This is a genomic window from Amycolatopsis methanolica 239, assembly GCF_000739085.1.
Taxonomy (GTDB): Bacteria; Actinomycetota; Actinomycetes; order Mycobacteriales; family Pseudonocardiaceae; genus Amycolatopsis_E; species Amycolatopsis_E methanolica.
This window is the reverse complement of sequence record NZ_CP009110.1, coordinates 4436600-4454371: the sequence shown is the minus strand read 5'-3', so window position 1 is coordinate 4454371 and position 17772 is coordinate 4436600. Positions and strand designations below refer to the sequence as shown.

The 17772-nt window shown below is 72.0% G+C and carries 22 protein-coding genes and 2 riboswitches; of the genes, 13 read left to right on the top strand and 9 right to left on the bottom strand.

Features of this window, described 5'->3' with window-relative positions; translation table 11 throughout:
• The first annotated feature begins 4 nt into the window (after positions 1-4).
• Genes mimD through AMETH_RS21615 form a run of 6 tightly spaced genes read left to right on the top strand, consistent with a single transcriptional unit; the run spans position 5 to position 5608 of the window.
• Positions 5-364, top strand: a complete 360-nt coding sequence (gene mimD, locus AMETH_RS21640; protein WP_017983248.1) for a propane 2-monooxygenase effector subunit MimD — start codon at positions 5-7, stop codon at positions 362-364.
• Between the two features lie 33 nt (positions 365-397).
• On the top strand, positions 398-1435 hold the full coding sequence (locus AMETH_RS21635; RefSeq protein ID WP_017983247.1) for an amidohydrolase family protein: 1038 nt from the start codon (positions 398-400) through the stop codon (positions 1433-1435).
• A complete protein-coding gene (locus AMETH_RS21630) occupies positions 1432-2148 on the top strand; it encodes a metal-sulfur cluster assembly factor (RefSeq protein WP_017983246.1) in 717 nt (238 codons plus the stop codon). Before AMETH_RS21635 ends, AMETH_RS21630 begins: the two co-directional genes overlap by 4 nt.
• Entirely contained in the window at positions 2145-3170 is a 1026-nt protein-coding gene (locus AMETH_RS21625; protein ID WP_017983245.1) for an NAD(P)-dependent alcohol dehydrogenase, read from the top strand. The genes AMETH_RS21630 and AMETH_RS21625 overlap by 4 nt, the downstream gene beginning before the upstream one ends.
• Positions 3171-3198: 28 nt before the next feature.
• A complete protein-coding gene (groL, locus tag AMETH_RS21620; RefSeq protein WP_017983244.1) occupies positions 3199-4890 on the top strand; it encodes a chaperonin GroEL in 1692 nt (563 codons plus the stop codon).
• Between the two features lie 25 nt (positions 4891-4915).
• Positions 4916-5608 (top strand): GPR1/FUN34/YaaH family transporter, encoded by a 693-nt coding sequence (locus AMETH_RS21615; RefSeq protein ID WP_081617570.1) that lies wholly within the window; start codon positions 4916-4918, stop codon positions 5606-5608.
• A 55-nt stretch (positions 5609-5663) separates the two neighbouring features.
• On the opposite strand, the gene AMETH_RS21610 is transcribed toward AMETH_RS21615, so the two are convergent.
• The 3 genes from AMETH_RS21610 to AMETH_RS21600 are packed head-to-tail and all read right to left on the bottom strand — an operon-like array spanning position 5664 to position 7267.
• The gene (locus tag AMETH_RS21610) at positions 5664-5933 is read right to left on the bottom strand and encodes a DUF6510 family protein (protein WP_017983242.1); all 270 of its coding nucleotides are present in this window, start codon (positions 5931-5933) and stop codon (positions 5664-5666) included.
• Position 5934: 1 nt separating this feature from the next.
• On the bottom strand, positions 5935-6666 hold the full coding sequence (locus AMETH_RS21605) for a ferredoxin reductase (protein WP_026153236.1): 732 nt from the start codon (positions 6664-6666) through the stop codon (positions 5935-5937).
• A 1-nt stretch (position 6667) separates the two neighbouring features.
• Positions 6668-7267 (bottom strand): sulfite oxidase-like oxidoreductase, encoded by a 600-nt coding sequence (locus AMETH_RS21600; RefSeq protein ID WP_017983240.1) that lies wholly within the window; start codon positions 7265-7267, stop codon positions 6668-6670.
• A gap of 80 nt (positions 7268-7347) precedes the next feature.
• On the opposite strand from AMETH_RS21600, the gene AMETH_RS21595 reads away from it, so the two are divergent.
• Entirely contained in the window at positions 7348-8190 is an 843-nt protein-coding gene (locus AMETH_RS21595; protein WP_017983239.1) for an LLM class F420-dependent oxidoreductase, read from the top strand.
• Here the strand turns inward: AMETH_RS21595 and AMETH_RS21590 are convergent, their stop codons facing one another.
• Complete coding sequence (locus tag AMETH_RS21590; protein WP_017983238.1) at positions 8191-8700, bottom strand: CGNR zinc finger domain-containing protein; 510 nt, start codon at positions 8698-8700, stop codon at positions 8191-8193.
• Between the two features lie 13 nt (positions 8701-8713).
• Positions 8714-9079, bottom strand: a complete 366-nt coding sequence (locus AMETH_RS21585) for a DoxX family protein (RefSeq protein ID WP_017983237.1) — start codon at positions 9077-9079, stop codon at positions 8714-8716.
• 59 nt (positions 9080-9138) lie between these two features.
• On the opposite strand from AMETH_RS21585, the gene AMETH_RS21580 reads away from it, so the two are divergent.
• From AMETH_RS21580 to AMETH_RS21555, 6 genes are all read left to right on the top strand, one after another.
• Positions 9139-9960 carry a class I SAM-dependent methyltransferase gene (locus AMETH_RS21580; RefSeq protein ID WP_017983236.1) on the top strand — a complete coding sequence of 274 codons (822 nt, stop codon included), beginning with the start codon at positions 9139-9141 and terminating at the stop codon, positions 9958-9960.
• Between the two features lie 107 nt (positions 9961-10067).
• Positions 10068-10844, top strand: coding sequence for a sulfite exporter TauE/SafE family protein (locus AMETH_RS21575; RefSeq protein ID WP_017983235.1), 777 nt, complete (start codon positions 10068-10070; stop codon positions 10842-10844).
• 19 nt (positions 10845-10863) lie between these two features.
• Positions 10864-10939: riboswitch (S-adenosyl-L-homocysteine riboswitch) on the top strand.
• A 13-nt stretch (positions 10940-10952) separates the two neighbouring features.
• On the top strand, positions 10953-11342 hold the full coding sequence (locus tag AMETH_RS40585) for an MOSC N-terminal beta barrel domain-containing protein (protein WP_017983234.1): 390 nt from the start codon (positions 10953-10955) through the stop codon (positions 11340-11342).
• An 11-nt stretch (positions 11343-11353) separates the two neighbouring features.
• Positions 11354-11587 (top strand): MOSC domain-containing protein, encoded by a 234-nt coding sequence (locus tag AMETH_RS40580; RefSeq protein ID WP_017983233.1) that lies wholly within the window; start codon positions 11354-11356, stop codon positions 11585-11587.
• Positions 11577-11758: riboswitch (cobalamin riboswitch) on the top strand. (Overlaps the previous gene by 11 nt.)
• Positions 11759-11822: 64 nt before the next feature.
• On the top strand, positions 11823-12806 hold the full coding sequence (locus AMETH_RS21560) for an ABC transporter substrate-binding protein (RefSeq protein ID WP_017983232.1): 984 nt from the start codon (positions 11823-11825) through the stop codon (positions 12804-12806).
• Entirely contained in the window at positions 12803-13840 is a 1038-nt protein-coding gene (locus AMETH_RS21555; RefSeq protein ID WP_017983231.1) for a FecCD family ABC transporter permease, read from the top strand. Before AMETH_RS21560 ends, AMETH_RS21555 begins: the two co-directional genes overlap by 4 nt.
• On the opposite strand, the gene AMETH_RS21550 is transcribed toward AMETH_RS21555, so the two are convergent.
• From AMETH_RS21550 to AMETH_RS21535, 4 genes are all read right to left on the bottom strand, one after another.
• A complete protein-coding gene (locus AMETH_RS21550; RefSeq protein WP_017983230.1) occupies positions 13837-14070 on the bottom strand; it encodes a hypothetical protein in 234 nt (77 codons plus the stop codon). The two genes, AMETH_RS21555 and AMETH_RS21550, sit on opposite strands and share 4 nt — an antisense overlap.
• Before the next feature lie 370 nt (positions 14071-14440).
• Positions 14441-15394 carry a hypothetical protein gene (locus tag AMETH_RS21545; RefSeq protein WP_223842898.1) on the bottom strand — a complete coding sequence of 318 codons (954 nt, stop codon included), beginning with the start codon at positions 15392-15394 and terminating at the stop codon, positions 14441-14443.
• Positions 15395-15472: 78 nt separating this feature from the next.
• On the bottom strand, positions 15473-16861 hold the full coding sequence (locus tag AMETH_RS21540) for a vWA domain-containing protein (protein ID WP_017983228.1): 1389 nt from the start codon (positions 16859-16861) through the stop codon (positions 15473-15475).
• Positions 16858-17733 carry an AAA family ATPase gene (locus AMETH_RS21535; RefSeq protein ID WP_017983227.1) on the bottom strand — a complete coding sequence of 292 codons (876 nt, stop codon included), beginning with the start codon at positions 17731-17733 and terminating at the stop codon, positions 16858-16860. Before AMETH_RS21535 ends, AMETH_RS21540 begins: the two co-directional genes overlap by 4 nt.
• Between the last annotated feature and the right edge of the window lie 39 nt (positions 17734-17772).

The following is a 17772-nucleotide window of genomic DNA, read 5'->3' as shown; positions in this document are numbered from 1 at the left end:
CCAAGTGCGCGCCGAGAGCCCGTTCAAGTCCGACAACACCGCGACCAACATGTGCGGCTTCACCTTGATGAACAACCAGGTCGGCGTGATCGTGGCCGAGGTGATGGGCGCCAAGGACAACGTGCAGATCACCCATCTGCCGTCGATGATCCGCGTGGACGCCCGCAACCGGATGGACGTGGTCTACAGCGAGATCGACGAGGCCGCGGGCGAGGAGGAGGGCTGGTTCAACTCCGCCGAGTTCGAGGAGAGCATGTCCACCCACTACGGCCGGATGGTGCACCTGGACGATCGGACGATCATGTTCGCCAACCCGGAGGACGCGGCCGAGTACCTCGACTTCGACCTCAAACCGATCCGCTGACGCCGACCACCACAACGGAGTGAGGGCAGGAGAATGTACGAAAAGGACGGCGAGAAGTACTTCGTGGTCGACGGGCACACCCACTTCTGGGACGCGAGCCCGGAGAACTGGGTCGAGGGGCAGGAGGAGTACGCCAAGGGCTGGATCGAGTGCTTCCACGCCTACCAGGGCCTGGGCCCGGCGGACACGCACTGGCCGATCGACCGGTTCCAGAAGTACTCCGAGGAACTGATGATGCACGACCTGTTCGAGGCCGGGCACGTGGACGTCGCGATCTTCCAGCCGACGAACCTGCGGCAGTGGTACAAGAACGGCTTCAACACCACCGAGGTCGACGCGGCGCTGGCCGAGAAGCACCCGGGCAAGTTCCTCGTCAACACCTACTTCGACCCGCGGGAGGGCGACGCGGGCATGAAGGCGTTCGAGGAACGGGTCAAGCGCTACGGCTGCAAGGGTGTCAAGCTCTACACCGCCGAGTGGCTGGGCGACTCCCGCGGCTGGAGCCTGAAGGACCCGGAGGCGTTCCGTTACCTGGAGAGGTGCGAGGAGCTGGGCGTCAAGAACATCCACGTGCACAAGGGCCCGACGATCTGGCCGCTGGACAAGGACGCGTTCGACATGTCCGATGTGGACCGTGCCTCGACCAGCTTCCAGGGGCTCAACTTCATCGTCGAGCACGTCGGCCTGCCGCGCATCGAGGACTTCTGCTTCATGGCCACGCAGGAGCGCAACGTCTACGCCGGCCTCGCGGTCGTCGTCGGCGGGCTCATGCACGCCCGGCCGAAGTTCTTCGCGAAGGTGATGGGCGAGCTGATGTTCTGGCTCGGCGAGGACAAGCTGATCTTCGGCGCCGACTACGCGATCTGGGAGCCGAAGTGGCAGGTCGAGGGCTTCGTCGACTGGCAGATGCCCGCCGACGAGGAGCTGTCCGACTTCGCGCCGCTGACGGTGGAGCAGAAGAAGAAGATCCTCGGACTGAACGCCGCCCGGCTCTACGACGTCGACGTGCCCGCGGAGCTCCGGCTCGAGGCGCCGAAGGTGGTCGAGCCCGTCGGCGTGCCGAACCCGTGACCGCCCTCGAGGAGGTCCGCGCGTGCCACGCCGCGGTGTGGCACGCGCTGGGCACCGTCCGTGATCCCGAGCTGGACGAGCCGCTCACCGATCTCGGGTTCGTCGCGCGGTGCGAGGTGGACGGCGGCCGGGCGGCGGTGGAGCTTCGGTTGCCGACCTACTTCTGCGCGCCGAACTTCGCGTTCCTGATGGTCGCCGACGCCTACGACGCCGTGTCCGCGGTGCCCGGCGTCCGGAGCGTCGAGGTGCGCCTGGTCGACCACTTCGCGGCCGAGGTGATCAACCGGGGCGTCGCGGCGCGGGCGGGGTTCGTGGCGTCGTTCGCGGGCGAGGCGGTGAACGAGCTGGACGAGCTGCGAGCCACGTTCGTCCGGAAGGCGGTGCTCGCCGGCACCGACCGGGTCTGCCGGGCGCTGCGCAGGTCCGGTGTGGATGGTGAGCGGCTGGCGCGGATGACGCTGGGCGAGGTGCCCCCGAGCCAGGACCGGGAACGGCTGCGGGCCAGGCGCCGGGAACTCGGGCTGCCGTGCGGGGACGGCGACCCGCTGCTCGTCGACCCGGAGACCGGCGAGGCGGTGCCGCCGGCGGACGCCGCGCGGCACCTGGGATTCGCGCGGCTGACGCGGGCCGGCCAGGAGGCCAACTCCGGGGTCTGCCGGGACATGCTGCGCGTGCGGTACCCGCACATCGGAGAACAGGAGGGTGCACGATGAAAGCGGTGCGGCTGCACGCCTACCACCAGCAGCCGGTGATCGAGGACGTTCCGGAGCCGCAGGCCAAGGAGCCCTTCGACGTTGTGGTGAAGATCGGCGGCGCGGGTGTGTGCCGGACCGATCTGCACATCATCGAGGAGCAGTGGGCGGAGAAGTCCGGTGTCACGCTGCCTTACACGATCGGGCACGAGAACGCGGGCTGGGTGCACGAGATCGGGCGGGGCGTGACCAACGTGGCGGTCGGTGACACCGTGATCCTGCACCCGACGCCGACGTGCGGGCTGTGCCACGCCTGCCGCGCGGGCAACGACATGCACTGCGAGAACTCGGTCTTCCCCGGTATCGACTCCGACGGCGGGATGGCCGAGTACCTGCTCACCTCCGCGCGGGCGTGCATCAAGCTCGACCCCAGCACGCAGCCCGCGGACGTCGCGGCGCTCGCCGACGCCGGCATCACCGCCTACCACGCGGTGCGCAAGGCGGTGCCGCGGCTGTACCCGGGCACGGTGTGCGTCGTCAACGGCGCCGGCGGGCTGGGGCACATCGGCATCCAGTCGCTGCGCGCGCTGACCGCGGCCACCGTGGTGGTCGTCGACCGCAACGCCGAAGCGCTCGAGCTCGCGGCCGAGCTCGGCGCGGACCACACGGTGCAGGCCGACGGCAAGCAGGTCGACGCGGTGCTGGACCTGACCGGCGGCAACGGCGCCGAGGTCGTGCTCGACTTCGTCGCCGAGCAGGGCGCCCAGCAGGACGCCTTCGCGATGACCCGGCGCGACGGCTCGCACTTCGTCATCGGCTACGGCAGCAACATCGACATCCCGACGATCGACATCATCTCCACCGAGCGCAACGTGATCGGCAACCTGGTCGGCACCTACAACGACCTGGTGGAGCTGATGGTGCTGGCGCAGGCCGGGAAGGTCACGCTGCACACGAAGAAGTACCCGCTGGACGCGGCACTCGACGCGCTGGCCGATCTGGACGCCGGCCGCGTGCGGGGCCGGGCGATCCTCACCCCCTGACCACTCGCAGCGGAGGAGTGACGAAACGATGGCGAAGGAACTGCGGTTCGGCGCGGACGCCCGGGACCTGCTGCTGTCCGGTGTGGACAAGCTGGCCGAGGCGGTGAAGTCCACGCTGGGGCCCAAGGGGCGCAACGTGATCATCGAGAAGATCACCGGTTCGCCGGTGGTCACCAACGACGGCGTCACCATCGCCCGGGAGATCCACCTGAAGAACCAGTTCGAGAACATGGGCGCGCAGCTGGTCAAGGAAGCCGCGATCAAGACCAACGACGTGGTGGGCGACGGGACCACCACGGCGACGGTGCTCGCCCAGGCCATCGTGCGGGAGGGCATGGCGGCGATCGCGCGTGGCGGCAACCCGGTGCTGGTCAAGCGCGGCATCGACCACGCCGTCGGCCGTCTCGTCGAGCACCTGGAGAAGGTCGCGCACCCGGTGGTCACCGAGCACGACTACGCCCGGGTCGCGGCCATCTCCGCCAACGACGACGACGCGGTCGGCGCGGTCATCGCGAAGGCGCTGCACACCGTCGGCGACACCGGAGTGGTCACCGTCGAGGAGGCCCCGCGGATCGGGATGACCGTCGACTTCGTGGAGGGTTTCGAGTTCGACAACGGCTATCTTTCGCCGTACCTGGTCACCGACCCCGGGCGGCTGGAGGCGGTGCTCGACGACCCCTACATCCTCCTGTGCAGCGAGAAGATCACCAAGGTGCAGCAGCTGATGCCGTTGCTGGACAAGGTGATGCGCGCGCCGCGGCCCCTGGTGGTGATCGCCGAGACGGTCGAGGGCACCGCGCTGAGCATGCTCGTGCACAACCACGTCAACGGCACTTTCCAGGCCTGCGCGATCCGGGCGCCCGGCTTCGGCGACCGGCGGCTGCACAAGCTGGAGGACCTCGCCGCGGTCGTCGGGGGCGCGGTGCTGTCCCGGCATGCCGGGTTCACGCTGGAGACGATGACGCTGGACCACCTCGGGCGGGCCAGGCAGGTGCGGGTGACCGAGAACAAGACCACCATCGTCGGCGGGGCGGGGTCCGCCGACGACGTCGAGTTCCGCGTCACCCAGCTGCGGGCGGAGCTGGAGCGCGCCCAGTTCGGGGTGGACGAGGACGTCCTGACCGAGCGCATCGGCGCGCTGACCGGGAAGGTCGCGATGATCCACGTCGGCGCGGCCACCCCGGCCGAGCTGAAGGAGTTGCAGCACCGGGTCGAGGACGCGTTGTCCGCGACCAGGGCGGCGATGGCGGAGGGCATCGTCGCCGGTGGCGGGGCGGCGTTGCTGCACGCCGAGAAGGTGCTGGCCGACACCAGCCTGTCCGGTGACTACGCCACCGGGGCGGAGATCGTGCGGCGGGCGCTGGCCGAACCGGCGCGGCTGATCGCGGCCAACGCCGGCTACCCGGCCGACGAGGTGGTGGCGCGCACGCGCGACCTCGGTCAGGACGAGGGCTTCGACGCGTTGCTCGACCGCTACGGCAACATGATCGAGATGGGGATCATCGATCCCCTCCGGGTGTGCCGCTCGGCGCTGCAGAACGGCGCCTCGGTGGCCGGGCTGCTGCTCACGACCAACTCGCTGGTCGCCGAGGAGCAGACCCCGTGGGGCGGCAGCCCCGCGCTGATGACCGAGTTCGGTCCGCTGGACGAGGGGCTGCACCAGCCCTCGCCCGATTCCTCTACGCCGCAGTCGCTCGGGATGGGCCCGTCAGTGGGCTGATCCCGTGCCCGTGAGGTGGAACGTCATGTCAGAGACAACGCAAAGCACCAACGTCCATCCGGAATCCGTTCCCCACGTCCAGGACCTGCGGGCGATCGTCGAAGCTCCCGGTCACCCGGCCAGCGTCGTGGTCGGCGCGGGCGGAGATCCGCTGATCCTGGCCCTGCCGATCTTCGCGGTCGGGTCCCTGGCACTGGGCATCGCGCTGACCGGGGTGATGCTCCCGCTGGCCGCGCTCGGCGCGGTGCTGCCCATCGTGCTCTTCGCGACCGGCGTCGGGCTGATCATCTCCACGGTGTGGGCGGTGCTGCTGGGGCAGACGATGGTCGCCGGCATCACCGGAACGTTCGGCGGGTTCTGGCTGAGTCTGGGCGGGTTGCTGCTCGGCCTGACGCACAACTGGTTCGGGCTGCGGCCCGAGGTGGCGGTCCAGACGCAGGAGATGTTCTTCATCTGCTGGGCGTGCCTGTTCGTGTTCCTCCTGGTGCCGTGCCTGCGGTTGCCTGCGGTCTACCCGCTGATCGTCGGGCTCGTGGTGGCCGCGCTGGCACTGGGCGCGACGGCGCTGCACGTGGGCGACGCGTCCCTGTTCAAGTTCTCCGGGTACGTGGTCCTGGCGTTCGCCGCGCTGGGGTTCTACGCCTTCGTCAACGTCGGGCTCACCGCGATGGGAGCCCGCAAACCCTTCCCGCCGCTGGGCAGGCCGCTGCTGTCCTGACGGTGGTCGCGAGCGTGCGCCGGGAGCCGGCCGCGACTCCCGGCACACGCGCCCATCAGGCTCCGGGCAGCGGCACCCGCAGGCTGGACGTCCCGGTGAGGTCCAGCCACGCCGCGTCCGGGCCGCGCACCAGCTTCAGCACCACGGCGTCGCAGCCGGCGCAGCGGGCCACCAGGCCCGGCGCGTGCCGGTAGACGCGCAGCGACGCGACCGCGTCGACGCGGCCGCAGGCCACGCAGCGGGTCGTGGCGGCGGTGATGTCCACGGCGAAGATCTCGCCGGCCGGGCCGGCCAGGACGTTGCCGTCTTCGAAGGGCTCGCTCATGTCAGCTCCCGCTGGGCCCGAAGCGTTCGGTCTTGACGCGCCGCGGGGCGTGGCCGAGCGCGACGAGTATGTTGGCCACCGCCTCGACGAACCCGGTGGGCCCGCACACGAAGCACTGCGGCGCGAACTCCGCGGGCCAGCCGGCGTTGTTGACGTCGGCCACCCCGATCCGGTGCGGCTCGCCCGGCCAGTCCGCCGGGCCCTTGCGCGAGTAGACGAACGTGACGTCCAGCCCGGCCTCCGGGCGGCGCAACTCGCCTGCGTAGTACACGTCCTCCGGGGTGCGTACCGAGTACAGCAGCTTGAACGGCGTCCTGCTGCCCGCCTGGCGCCGGGCGCGGACCATCGCCATCAGCGGCACGATCCCGGCGCCGCCCGCGACCAGCAGCACCGGATCGCGTGACGCCGGCCGCCACACGAACCAGCCGCCTACCGGGCCGCGCAGCTCGACGGGGTCGCCGGGCGCGAACACCTCGGTCAGGAACGGCGACACCTCGCCGCCGGGCACCCGCTGCACGGTGATCTCGACGCGCTCGCCGTCTGCGGGCGCGGCGATCGAGTACGTGCGCGTGGTGCTGTAGCCGTCCTCGGCGGTGAGCCGGACGTCGACGTGCTGCCCGGCCAGATGCCCTGGCCAGCCGGGCACGTCCAGCACGAGCGTGCGCGCGGTGGGCGTCTCGTCGCGGACCTCGGCGAGCCGTCCCACTCGCCACGCCAGTTTGCCCTGGACCACGTCAGTCCCCCTGGTAGCGCTGCTCGCGCCACGGGTCGCCGTAGCTGTGGTAGCCTGCGGCCTCCCAGAAGCCCAGGTCGTCGTCCAGCATCAGCCGCAGGCCCTTGACCCACTTCGCCGACTTCCAGAAGTACAGGTGCGGCACCAGCAGCCGGGCCGGGCCGCCGTGCTCGGCGGGCAGGTCCTCGCCCTCGAACTCGTAGGCGATCCACGCCTGGCCGTCGAGCAGGTCCTCCAGCGGCAGGTTGGTCGTGTACCCGCCGTGGGATTCGGCCATCACGTAGTCGGCGGCGGTGTCCACGTCCGCCAGCAGGGTGTCCAGCGAGACGCCGCGCCAGCTGGTGCCGAACTTCGACCACCGCGTCACGCAGTGGATGTCCACCGTCGGCGTCTCCGACGGCAGCGTCTTGAGGTCCGCCCACGTCCACTCGTGCTTCTGCCCGGTCTCGGTGGTGACCGTGAAGCGCCAGTTCTCCAGCCGCACCCGGGGCGCCGGCCCGGCGGAGAGGACGGGGAAGTCCTCCACCAGGTACTGCCCCGGCGGCAGCTTGTCGTCCGCCGACCGCGCCCGGCCCTGGAACCCGGGTGTCACAATCCCCATCCGCTTCCCCTTCCTCGTCCCGCGAGTCTATGCCGTGCTTTACTAGAACGTGTTCTAGTAATCGGAGACGGGAGGCTGTCGTGCGGTTCGGGGTCGTGCTGTTCACCAGTGACCGCGGGATCACGCCGGCCGCGGCGGCGAAGGCGGCCGAAGACGCCGGGTTCGACTCGTTCGCGGTGCCGGAGCACACGCACATCCCGGTCCGGCGGGAGGCGGCGCACCCGGGCACCGGCACCGCCGAGCTGCCCGACGACCGGTACCTGCGCACCCTGGACCCGTGGGTCGCGCTCGCCACGGCGGCCTCGGTGACAACGCGGATCACCCTGTCGACCGCGGTCGCGCTGCCCGCCGAGCACGACCCGATCACCCTGGCCAAGACGATCGCCTCGCTCGACCACCTGTCCGGCGGCCGGGTCGTGCTCGGCGCCGGGTTCGGGTGGAACGTCGACGAGCTGACCGACCACGGCGTCCCGGCAGGGCAGCGGCGCGCGGTGGTGCGCGAGTACCTGGAGGCGATGCGGGCGCTGTGGACCGACGAGGAGGCCGCCTACGAGGGCGCCCACGTCCGGTTCGGTCCCTCGTGGGCATGGCCGAAGCCGGCCGGCGACGTGCCGGTGGTGATCGGCGCGGGCGGCACCGAGCGGACGTTCGCCTGGATCGCGCGCTCCGCCGACGGCTGGCTGACCACGCCCAGGGACCACGAGCTGGACGACAAGGTGCGGCTGCTGCGCAAGATCTGGCAGGACGCGGGCCGGGCGGGCGAGCCGCGGGTGGTCGCGCTGGCCGGGCGGCCGGACGCGGAGGTGCTCGCGCACTGGCGGTCGCTCGGGGTCACCGAGGTGCTGTTCGGACTGCCGGACCGGGACGCCGATCAGGTCGCGGCCTACATCGCGAAGCTGGGGGAGCGGCTGCGGCTGGGCTGATCAGGCGCGGGACCGGTAGGCCCGCATCTTGTGCCGCGCCCCGCAGATGTCCATGCTGCACCAGACGCTGTTGCCGGCTGGGGAGCGGTCGTAGAACAGCCACCGGCACTCCGGCGCGCGGCACGGCTTCAGCCGCCGTGCACGGCCGGTCACCTCGGCGCGGAACAGCACGTCGAGCAGCCGCGCGATGAGGCCGTCAACGCCCTCGCCCGCCGGGGCCAGCGCGGGGCCCGGCCAGCGCGGACCGCCGACCGTCGCGGCCGCGAACTCGTTCAGCTCGGCGGCGACGTCCACGCCGTCCAGGTGGTCGCGCAGCGTCTCGCGGAACCGGGCCAGCCGCGCCAGATCCCGCTCGTCCAGCGTCAGCTCACCCAGTTCGTGCTCGGCCAGCCAACTGCGGGCCGACCAGGGCGTGCCGAAGTGATCCTCGCCGTGGAGGAAGCGCGCCGAGTTGCCGAACACCTCGAGCGGACGCAGATCGTCCGGCGCGGCGGGGCGCGAGTAGGCCATACCGGCAGGTTACCTACCCCGCCAGCCGCCCCACCGCCACGAACACGCAGACCGCCAGCACCAGCAGGTTGAGGGCGCTCGTGCGGTACTCGCCCAGCTTCGCGTGGCTGATCGCCGCCCCGGTCATCACGACGGCGAGCCCGATCGCGGCGGCCGGGGTGAGCACGGGCGCGATGCCGGTCGCCCCGGGCAGGACCAGCCCGAGCACCGCGGCCAGTTCCGCGGCGGCGACCACCCGGATGACGGGCAGCGGGAAGAACACCACCCCGGTCTGGCCGGTGTCGAGCATCCGCTGCTTCGACTGGGTGGACTTGAGCGATCCGGACACCAGGAACAGCGCCGCGAGCAGCCCCTGGCAGATCCACAACACGACGTTCACCTGACACGCCTCCTTTCGTCTCACCCACCGGACGAGGCGGCGCGGGCTAACGTGACCGCATGGCGAACGAGGACGAGGCACGCGACTGGAACGGCGACACCGGCCGCTATTGGGCCGGCCACGCCGAGCACTACGACGCGATGCTCGCGCACCTGACCCCGCACCTCCTCGACGCCGCCCGCATCGAGCCGGGCGAGCGGGTCCTCGACATCGGCTGCGGCTGCGGCACCACGACGCTGCTCGCGGCCGGGCGGGGCGCGGCCGTCCTCGGCGCGGACCTGTCCGGCCCGATGCTCGCCGTGGCGCGGGAGCGCGCCGCCGGGCTCGACGGGGTGCGGTTCGAGCAGGCCGACGTGCAGGTCCACGACTTCGGCGCGGGCTCGTTCGACGTCGCGCTCAGCCGGTTCGGCGTGATGTTCTTCGACGACCCGCTCGCCGCCTTCACCAACGTCACGCGGGCGCTGCGGCCGGGCGGGCGGCTGGCGTTCCTGTGCTGGCAGGACCTGCGCGAGAACGAGCACCGGGTGCTGGCGCTGGACGCGATCGCCCCGCACGTCGACACGACCGGCGCCGCCCCGCCCGGCCCCGGACCGTTCTCGTTCGCCCGGCCGGGCTACCTGCGCGAGCTGCTGACCGGTGCGGGGCTGACCGGCATCGCCGTGGACGAGGTCCGGGCGCCGGTCCGGCTCGGCGCCGACGCGGCGGCAGCGGCCGACTTCCTGCGCCACGGCGCGATGCTGCGGGCGATCTTCGAGCGCTACCCGGCGGAGACGGTCGAGCGGGCGGTCGCCGCGCTGACCGAGGCGCTCGTCCCGCACGAGACGCCCGACGGTGTGCTGCTCGGCGCGGCCACCTGGCTTGTCACCGCGCGCCGGCCCTGACGGCGGCGGAGTCCCTTCTGGACACCGCACTCTGACTCCACAGTGGAGGAGTGGGGTTCGTCTCGTGAGCCGGGAAAACGTTTGCTCTTGCGGTAAATTGCGGTAACGTGCCCGCTGATCCGCCGCTCACCCTCGGCCCGTGGCAACTGCTGTTCCTCGTGGTGGCCGGTGTCGGGGCGGGGCTGACGGGGTCGATCGCCGGGCTCGCCTCGCTGGTGTCCTATCCGGCGCTGCTGGCGATCGGTGTGCCGCCGGTCACCGCGAACGTGACCAACACCGTCGCGTTGATGGGCAACACGGTCGGCTCGGCGGCCGGTTCGCGTCCCGAGTTGCGCGGGCAGCGCGCCCGGTTGCTGCGGTTGTGCGCGATCACCGCGGTCGGCGGCGCGGCGGGCAGCGCGTTGCTGCTGCTCACCCCCGAGGACACGTTCGCCTACATCGTCCCGTTCCTCATCGGCGGCGCGTCGGTGCTGTTGCTGTTCTCCCCGCGGCTGGCCGAACGCGCCGGCCGCGGCGACGGCGGGCTCACCGCGGGCACTGCGACGGGCGCGTTCCTGGTCGCGATCTACGGCGGGTACTTCGGCGCGGCGGCCGGGGTGATCATGCTGGCGCTGCTGTCCGCCGCCTGGGCGCAGCCGCTGGCCAGGACGAACGCGGCGAAGAACATCGTGACCGGCGCGGCCAACCTGGTGGCCGCCGTGGTGTTCGCGTTCACCGGCTCGGTGCTCTGGCCCGCGGCGGCGGCCCTGTGCCTCGGTCTGGTCGCCGGCTCCTTCGTGGGCCCCGCGGTGGTCCGCCGCCTGCCCGCGGCCCCGCTCCGGGTGGCGATCGCGCTGGCGGGCATGGGCCTGGCCGTGACACTGGCCTGGCAGGCCTGGAGCTAGAAGTGCTACCTTCGCAGGCGGTGCCGAGGGGCGCTGCGACGGGCCCGGCCCGCCACGCTCGGCACCGTCTCCTGCAGCAAGGGCGCCTTCTCACCCGAGGAGGCGCAGATGCTCGTCGGACACCTCGCCGCGATCTTCCGCTACCCCGTCAAGTCCATGGCCGCGCAACCGCTGGACGAGGCCGCCGTCTCCTGGCACGGCCTCGACGGTGACCGGCGCTGGGCGTTCGTCCGGCCGGGCCAGGAGTCGAACGGCTTCCCCTGGCTCACCATCCGCAGGCGCAACGACCTCGTCCGCTACCAGGTCGTCGGCGAGTCCCAGGTTCGCACCCCGGACGGCAGGCTGCACGACGTCACCGATCCCGCGCTCGCCGCGGAACTGGGCGCCGCGCGCGTCCAGAAACTGGACCGTGGCACGTTCGACAGCGCGCCGTTGTCCCTGATCACCACCCGCAGCGCCGGTGCCGAGCCGCTGCGCTTCCGCCCCAACCTCCTCTGATCGACACCGACGTGCCCGAGGAGGACTGGATCGGCCGCACGCTCCGCATCGGCACCACCCGCATCCGGGTCGACCGCCGCGACCGGCGCTGCGTCGTCGTCAACGTCGATCCGCGCACCGGCCGTCGCGCACCGGCCGTCCTGCGCCGCATCGGCCGCGAGCACGACACGTGCCTCGGCGCCTACGGGGCCACTGTGGAACCGGGCACGGTCGGGGCCGGGGACGGGGTCGTCGTGCTAGCGTGAGCGCGCCAGTCGTGCCCCGCGAGGGGCCAGGGAATCCGGTGCGAATCCGGAACTGACGCGCAGCGGTGAGCGGCGACGGGCGGGACAACGGCCACTGGACCACGCGGTCCGGGAAGGCGTTCCGCCCGGACGACCCCGAGTCCGAAGACCTGCTGGCACCCCCGCCACGGGGGAGACCGCCGGACCGGGCTCCGCGCATGAGCCCTCGACGCTAGGGGCCGCTGTGCGCCGATCGATGACCTTCTCGCTGCTCGCCGCCGTGCTGACGCTGACGGGGTGTGCGAGCGCCACCCCCTCCGGAGACACCGCCGCCGTGGCCGTCGACAACTGCGGCCACCAGGTCCGCGTGGCGGAACCGCCGCGGCGGGCGGTCGCGCTCAACCAGGGCGCGGCGGAGATCATGCTGTCCCTCGGCCTGGCCGACCGCATGGCAGGCACCGCCACCTGGACCGATCCCGTGCTGCCGCACCTGGCCGCGGACAACGCGAAGGTGCCCCGGCTCGCCGAGAACTACCCGTCGTTCGAGACCGTGCTCGCCGCCGAGCCGGACTTCGTCGCCGCCTCGTTCGGCGCCATCCTCGGCAAGGGCGGCGTCGCGACCCGCGAGCAGTTCGAGCAGCTCGGGGTGCCCGCCTACCTGTCGCCGACCGAGTGCGCCAAGGACACCAGCGGCGGCGGCGACGGCACGCGCACCGAGACTCTGACCATGGACGCCGTCTACACCGAGATCCGGGACCTCGCGCGGATCTTCGGCGTCGAGGACCGCGGCGAGCAGCTGGTGACCAGCCTGCAGGAACGGATGCGCGCGGTCGCGGGCGCCGGCGCGAACGCCCGGCTGATGTTCTGGTTCGCCAACTCCGAAGCCCCCTACCTGGCGGGTTGCTGCGGCGCGCCCGGCATCATCACGACGACCGTGGGCGCCCGCAACGTCTTCGACGACACGCGCGAGGAGTGGCCGCAGATCAACTGGGAGACGGTCGCCGAACGCGACCCGGACGTGATCGTCCTCGGCGACCTGACCCGCCGTTCGCAGACCGCGGAGAACGCCGCCGCCAAGATCGCGTTCCTGGAGTCGCACCCGGTGACCCGCGACCTGGCTGCCGTGCGGAACAAGCGGTACGTGCTGTTGTCCGGGCAGGCGATGAATCCGACACTGCGTACCGTGGACGGCGCCGAGCAGGTCGCCGCGGCGCTGCGCGGGTTCGGGTTCGCCAGGTGACGCGCACCGCGCGAGTCCTGCCGCTGTGCGCCGGTGGTCTCGCGCTGCTCGTGGTGTCGGTGGCCGTCGCGGTGACGATCGGCCCGGCCGGGATCAGCGTCGGCGATGTCTACGCGACCGTCCTGGCCCACCTCGGCTTCGGGGAGCCGGTGCTCTCGCCGGTGCGCGACGGAATCGTGTGGCACCTGCGGATCCCGCGCGCCCTGCTGGCCGCCGTGTGCGGGGCGGGCCTGGCGGTGTGCGGGGCGGTCATGCAGTCGCTGCTGCGCAACCCGCTCGCCGACCCGTTCGTGCTCGGGGTGTCCTCGGGCGCGTCGACCGGTGCCGTGCTGGTCGTGGTGCTCGGCGTCGGCGGGGGAGTGGTGTCGTTGTCCGCGGGGGCGTTCGCCGGGGCGGTGCTGTCGTTCGGGCTCGTGCTGTTGCTCAGCCAGACGCTGGGCGGCACCACCGAGCGCGTCGTGCTGTCCGGGGTCGCGGCGATGCAGCTGTTCTCCGCGCTGACGTCGTTCGTCGTGTTGACGGCCGGGGACGCGGAAACGACGCGGGGCGTGTTGTTCTGGCTGCTCGGGTCGTTCAGCAGCGCGTCGTGGTCCGGGGTCGGCGTGTGTGCCGCGGTGCTGGTCGTCGCGTTGCTGGTGTGCTTCGGCCACGCCCGCACGCTCGACGTGCTCGCCTACGGCCAGGACCTCGCCGCGGCGCTCGGGGTCGCGCTGACGCGGACCCGGATCGTGCTGATGTGCGTCACCGCGCTGCTGACGGCCGCGCTGGTGAGTGCCTGCGGGGCGGTCGGGTTCGTCGGGCTGGTGCTCCCGCACGCGGCCCGCGCGCTGGTCGGCCCTGGCCACGGACGCCTGCTGCCGGTGACCGCCGTGGCCGGCGCGGTGTTCCTGGTGTGGGTCGACACGCTGGCGCGCACGGTGCTCGACCCGCAGGAGGTGCCGGTCGGCGTGGTCACGTCGATCATCGGCGTGCCCGCGTTCGTGGCCGTGCTGTACCGCAGCCGTCCACAATGGACGCGGCGAGCGGCCGCCTAACGAATTGCGTCGCGGCCGGCGTCGGTGAGCTTGGCGGGGATGCGAGAGCCGTTGCCGGGGACGCGGCGGACCAGGCCGGCGTGGATCAGCAGTCGCGCGCCGAACTGGTCGCAGCAGGAGAGTCCGTCGACGTACACGTGCGGCTCGCTGCTCGCGGTCAGTTCCACGCGACCGTCGGCAACCGCTTTCAGGAATTCGACGTCGCGGTGGCTGAGGGTGGACGCGGTCATCGCTGGCACCTTTCCGAGAACGGTGTGGTGCGCCACAGAATAGAGGATCGTTGAACAATCGAGCAACCGGGTTGACGGATCGTTCAACAATCGCTAGCGTTGCGGAGCATGCGACCCAGCTCACAGGATACCCGGCAGACCCTCATCGGCGGCGACCCGGACGACATCTCCTGGATTCCCTGAAATTGTTGAAGACCTGCCAGTAACACGCCCTGCTTTCGCCTCGATTCACTGATAAGGCCCGCGCGGAGGGTGGGCGCGACACCTCCGGCACCGCCGTCTTGCCCGCGCTCGAACTCCCCCTCGGAGCGTTGTGGCAGGCGAGTGGCCCCCGAGTGCGGACTCCCAACTGCCCCGCGCTCGGGGGCCCCTATTCGTACACCACGTAGACCGGTTCCGGCTGCAGCCCGACCACCTGCTCGGGCCTCATCAGCGGTTGCCCGCCGCGGGTGTCCTCCTGGTAGAAGAGCTTGAACCCCGCCTTGACGTGCGGCGGCTTGCGCTTCATCACCTGGTCCCAGGTGGCCTTCTTCGCCTCGGCGCTGCCGATGCCGTCCACCACGTTGATCACCGCGACCCCGTTGTGCCGCTTCAGCCCGGCGATGTCCCGCACGACCGTCACCGCCACCTGGTGGTACACCATGATCTTCTCCGGCAGCCGGTGCCGCGCCACCAGCGAAGCGAGGTAGGCGGCCACTCCGTCGAGCTCCTCGCCGGTCGTCACACCGAACTCCTCGCCCGGCACGACGCCCGGTTCCACCGCCCACTCCGGGTCCAGTGCGACACCGACGTCCGGCTCGGTCAGCCAGTGCTCGAACGCCTTCACCTCGGGCAGGAAGTCCGCGCGCCCCGGCTGGATGTTGAGCAGCAGCTGCCCGTCCAGCGCCCGCGCCGCGTCGAGGTAGCGCTGGATCGTGCTGTCGTTCGCCCGGCTGCGGTACATGCCGTCCGGGCCCGGCGTCGGGTTCACTGTCGTCGCGATCAGCTCGACCACCGGGACCACCGGCCGGGTCCGCGGGTAGGTGCCGATCAGCTCGCGCAGTCGCGCGGAGGCCTCCTGCAGATCACCGGTCATCCGCCCCAGCGCCGGGCTGCCCGGCGCGCCGCAGTAGCTGACCAGCAGGTGGTCCTCGACCACGCTGTGCGCGGCGACCTGCGCCGGGAACCCGCGCAACCCCGCGGCGGGCGCGTCCAGCGGCGCCGGCCGCCCGGAAAGCGCCTGCCTGGAAAAGAAACCCTCACCACCGCCGCTGCAGGCGGCGCTCGCCGCGCCCGCCAGGGTCGCGGTGAGGAAGGCCCGCCTGCCGACCGTGCTCCCCGCCATGACCACGGGATGCCCTGGTCTCGACCACTTACACACCGCAGCGGGAAAATCACTCCCCGCGAGACGGCTTCGTTACCATCAGCCGGGCAGCAGCTCGGTCACCAGCTGGGTGAGCTGACGCAGGTTGCGGCACTCGTGCATCGGGACCACGCGGGCGTACCGCAGCGCGGCGGAATCGCCCGTGCCCCAAGCTGATCGCGCCTCCGGGTTGAGCCAGTGGACGTGCTTGGCCTTGTCCGCGATCCGGCGCACCGCGTCGAGGTTCGGGTCGCCGCCGTTGGTGCGGCCGTCGCCGAGGATCAGGACCGACGTGCGCGGCCCGACGGCGTCCGGCCACCCGTCCACGAAGCTCGCCAGCGAACCGCCGTAGTCGCTGCTCATGCCCCAGCGGGTGAGCTTCGCCTGCGTGAGGATGCGCCGCGCGAGCCCCTCCGGGTCCGCCGCGCCCGCGGTGACCAGGCCGGTGATCTCGTCGGTCAGCTCGACGAACGCGAACGTGCGGATCTTGCTGAACTGGTCCGACAGCGCCTGCACCAGCAGCAGCGTGAACTGCGCGAACCCGGCCACCGACCCGGACATGTCGCACAGCAGCACCAGTTCCGGGCGGCCGGGACGACGGTCGCGCATCGCGGGCCGCATCGGCACCCCGCCGGTGGCCAGCGACCGCCGCAGCGTGCGGCGCAGGTCGATCTGCCCGCGCCGGGCGCGGCGCCGCCGGGTCGCCAGCCGGGTGGCGAGCTTTCGCGACAATGGCTGGATGGTGCGGCGCAGCTCGGCGAGCTGGGCGCGGGTGGCGTTGGTGAAGCTGACCAGGTCGGTTTGCGGCGGCACCGCGTACTGCGCGATCCGCTCGCGCCCGCGCAGCTCGGCCGTGCGGCGGCGGGCCTCGGCCTGCACCGCCTCCCGGTAGGCGCCGATCCGGGACCGCGCCTCGCTGCGGGCGACCGCGTCGCCGAACGCGCTGCCGTCCGTGCGGATCGCGGCGAGCACCCGGTTCAGCAGCGCGTCCGGCCGCACCCGGTCCAGCGCCTGGTAGGCCGACCAGCCGCGCATCCCGTTCGCCCCGCCGCCGCCGGACCCGCCGTCGCCGAACGAGCCGTACCGGCCGAACTGGTCGACCGCGGCCGAAGCCAGAGCCCGCAGGCGTTCGCCGTTGCCGTCGGCGAGCGCGGCGACCAGCGCCTCCCGCAGCTCCGCCGCGTCCACGGGCGCCTCCCCGGCCGTCTCCGCGGCGCCGACCGCGACCGGGAAGTACAGGTCGAACAACGCGTCGAAGGTGCCCCGCTGCCCCGAGCGGCGCAGCACGGTCGCCGCCAGCGCCGCCCGCAGCTGCTCGCGGTCGGCCAGCCCGAGCACGTCCACCGCGGCGGCCGCGTCGACCGTTTCGCCGGGCCCGACCGGGATGCCGTGCTCGCGCAGCGAGCCGACGAACTCGACCAGCCGCCGCGGCAGCGCCGGGGAGGTCATGACAGCAGCGAGTCGAGCCGCAGCTCGGCCGCGGCCTTCCGGTGGTCGCTCTGGTACTTCAGGATCACGCCGAGGCTCGTCTCGACCACCTGCTCGTCGAGCGTGTCGGCGCCCAGCGCGAGCAGGGTGCGCGCCCAGTCGACGGTCTCGGCGATCGAGGGCGCCTTGCGCAGTTCCATCGTCCGCAGCGCGGCGACCACCCGCACCACCGAGTCCGCCAGGCGCGCGTCCAGCCCGGGAACCTTGAGGGTGACGATGTCGCGCTCCAGCTCCGGCGTGGGGAAGTCCAGGTGCAGGAACAGGCAGCGCCGCTTGAGCGCCTCCGACAGCTCACGCGTCGCGTTCGAGGTGAGCAGCACGAACGGGCGGCGCTGCGCGGTGATCGTGCCCAGCTCCGGCACGGTCACCTGGAAGTCGCCGAGGACCTCCAGCAGCAGGCCCTCCATCTCGACGTCGGCCTTGTCGGTCTCGTCGATCAGCAGGACCGTAGGGTCCGGGTTGCGGATCGCCTTGAGCAGCGGGCGGGGGAGCAGGAACTCCTCGCTGAACACCTCGTCGCGCGCCTGTTCCCAGCCCTCTTCGCGGCCGGCGGTGATGCGCAGCAGCTGCTTGGCGTGGTTCCACTCGTAGAGCGCGCGGGCCTCGTCGATGCCCTCGTAGCACTGCAAGCGCACCAGCTCGCTGCCTGTGGCGTGCGCCAGCGCCCGCGCCAGCTCGGTCTTGCCGACCCCGGCCGGGCCCTCGACCAGCAGCGGCTTGCCGAGGCGGTCGGCGAGGAAGACGGTGGTGGCGACGGCGGTGGACGCCAGGTAGCCCGCGCCGGCCAGGCGCTCGACGACCTCGTCGACCGAGCCGAACAACGGCTCCTGCATCGGCCCTCCCTGGGTTGGTGCGCAAGCCACCCATTCTGG